The 1,983-nt window shown below is 52.5% G+C and carries 3 protein-coding genes; 2 read left to right on the top strand and 1 reads right to left on the bottom strand.

All coding sequences use genetic code 11. The features are described from left to right. The first annotated feature begins 335 nt into the window (after positions 1 to 335). Entirely contained in the window at positions 336 to 884 is a 549-nt protein-coding gene (locus AB4043_RS23880) for a Panacea domain-containing protein (RefSeq protein WP_442300406.1), read from the top strand. Between the two features lie 395 nt (positions 885 to 1,279). After that, complete coding sequence (locus AB4043_RS23875) at positions 1,280 to 1,465, top strand: hypothetical protein (RefSeq protein ID WP_442300407.1); 186 nt, start codon at positions 1,280 to 1,282, stop codon at positions 1,463 to 1,465. Here the strand turns inward: AB4043_RS23875 and AB4043_RS23870 are convergent. Next, positions 1,437 to 1,983 (bottom strand): asparagine synthase-related protein (locus AB4043_RS23870; protein ID WP_442308299.1); only part of this gene is annotated, 547 nt, incomplete at its 5' end. The genes AB4043_RS23875 and AB4043_RS23870 overlap by 29 nt on opposite strands.

Here is a 1,983-nt window from a genome sequence, read left to right as displayed (position 1 = left end):
GAAGAAGAGCGTACCAAGGCAGATCTTAACGTTCAGCGGAGCACCGCAGCTGTATCGACCTACGGTGTTCGATAGTTTTACTCCCCGGGCTCACTTGATTTCCCCTTCTTCGTAGTCCTACAGCCGCTCCTAAGGGCATGTTTTCTGCTCCGTTCCTGTATCTAACGAATGGAGTCGATGGCCGAGCTGTACAAGTCAGGTGTACGAGACATATTCCTTGTACGGATAAAGCATTCTTAGGCGAATGAATGGCGAAGGATGTATACTTTATTAGATAGTTCTGAACGTTTCTAAACAGAATTGCACCTCGCCGATATATCTAAGGGAGGTAGAGTATGGCATTTGACGAACAGAAAGCCACGGAAGCTGCAGCATACCTTCTCAGGTTGCGAGGCGGACGTATGTCTTACCTGAAACTGATCAAGTTGCTTTATCTCGCCGATAGGGAAGCGCTCGCTCGGTGGGGGTTTTCGATCAGCAATGATGCACACTACTCGATGCCACATGGGCCTGTCGTTAGTCACACATACAATCTCATGATTGATGAGGTAGACAAGCCATTTTGGAGTCAGTACATAACTCCTCCCCTTGGCAATTATGAGATCGAGTTGACGGCTGCGGAATGTCCTACGGATAAACTGTCCCGCGCAGAAGAGAAGTTGCTGTCGGAAATATTCGACAAGTATGGCAGGATGACGCGGTGGCAGCTGCGTGATTTCAGCCACACGTTGCCAGAATGGCATGATCCTGACGGCTCATCAGCGGCTATCAGTACTCGAGAAATCCTTGCCGTTCAAGGCGTTCCGGAAGACGATATTTTGGCGATTCTCAAGGAGAACGATGAAGTCGAGCGTTCTGAACGAATCTTGGGAAGCGTCGCATAACACATGAACTGTGGTGATGCTTTCATGATCGAAGATGACGATCAGGCTAAAGAGCATCTACACATTGTGCTGTCAAAACCTAACAACCGTGGCGAGTTAGTGACTGCCTCGATATGCACACAGCAGTCAAGGTCGGAAATCCTTGTATGCCTGGGCGTCGGGGACCATCCCTTCATTTCTCGACCATCTGTAGTCCCCTACCGGCATGCTCGTATACGTCGAGTGGGTGACATCGAGTCTGCGATTAAGAACGGCACTGCACGACCCAGGGAGAGAGCTTCCCGTCAAGTCGTTTCGAGAATGCAGGCAGGGCTCTTAGACTCAGCTTTTGTGGCTAATGAAGTCCGAGCGTTCTACAGGGAATGCGAAGGCCAGGGGCTACACAACTATGAGGAATGACCATCGGTGGCGTCCCTGGCCGCCATCCCGATAACTACGGCAACTTCGGCCGCGCTCCCTGGAGCGTAGCTCGGTGGTTTGCGCGCGGCCCTGAAAAGGCCAACTGCCGACGCATCGATCTCGTCCACCATTTCGGCTCGAACGTCCTGTCGCTTACGGGCTTTGGCTGGCAATCTCGTTGATAGAGGTCTTACAGCTCTCCGCATCACGGAGAAACTTGCCGACTGAAAGCGTCCGAAGAAATGTGTATCGGTAGCTACTAATCTTCTCGGAGTCGTCATCCTTCGGCCAGTTCTCCATCATGGAGCGCATGCGCGGGATATCGATCATGCCATTTACGGAAGGGGACTTCTCCAGTTTCCGTATCTCTTCCTGCAGTTGCGGCAAAGCCTTAGCCGCTTCGATATGCCAGTCGGTCGCCTGCAGGCCTTTCCGTGTTTCGTAGCGAACTTTTTTCGGCAAGCGATCGGCAAGACCATTCCGAAGCAGCGCAGACGGTAAACCGTCTCGCATCCACTCCGTCGCAGGAATGCTCATACAAAATTCYAGCAGCCGGCGATCGGTTGTCGGATCACGTTCGTCTACTCCCCAGGCGGCCAGGGTTCCTTTGCGAGTTGCAGCCAGGTCGCTTCGCTGCAAGAGGAACATTCTCCAACGGACATGATCTGCGGTAAAGGCAAACGGAGATGGAGGCGGCAAC

It is taken from the genome of Terriglobus sp. YAF25 (assembly GCF_052113305.1).
Lineage (GTDB): Bacteria > Acidobacteriota > Terriglobia > Terriglobales > Acidobacteriaceae > Terriglobus.
Note: the sequence above shows the minus strand (reverse complement) of the source record. Positions and strands in the feature narration are given on the sequence as shown.

What these genes read in the sequence shown, in the direction of transcription:
- AB4043_RS23875 (WP_442300407.1), top strand. Translation starts at nt 1,280, where the DNA reads ATGACCATCGGTGGCGTCCCTGGCCGCCATCCCGATAACTACGGCAAC.
- AB4043_RS23880 (WP_442300406.1), top strand. Translation starts at nt 336, where the DNA reads ATGGCATTTGACGAACAGAAAGCCACGGAAGCTGCAGCATACCTTCTC.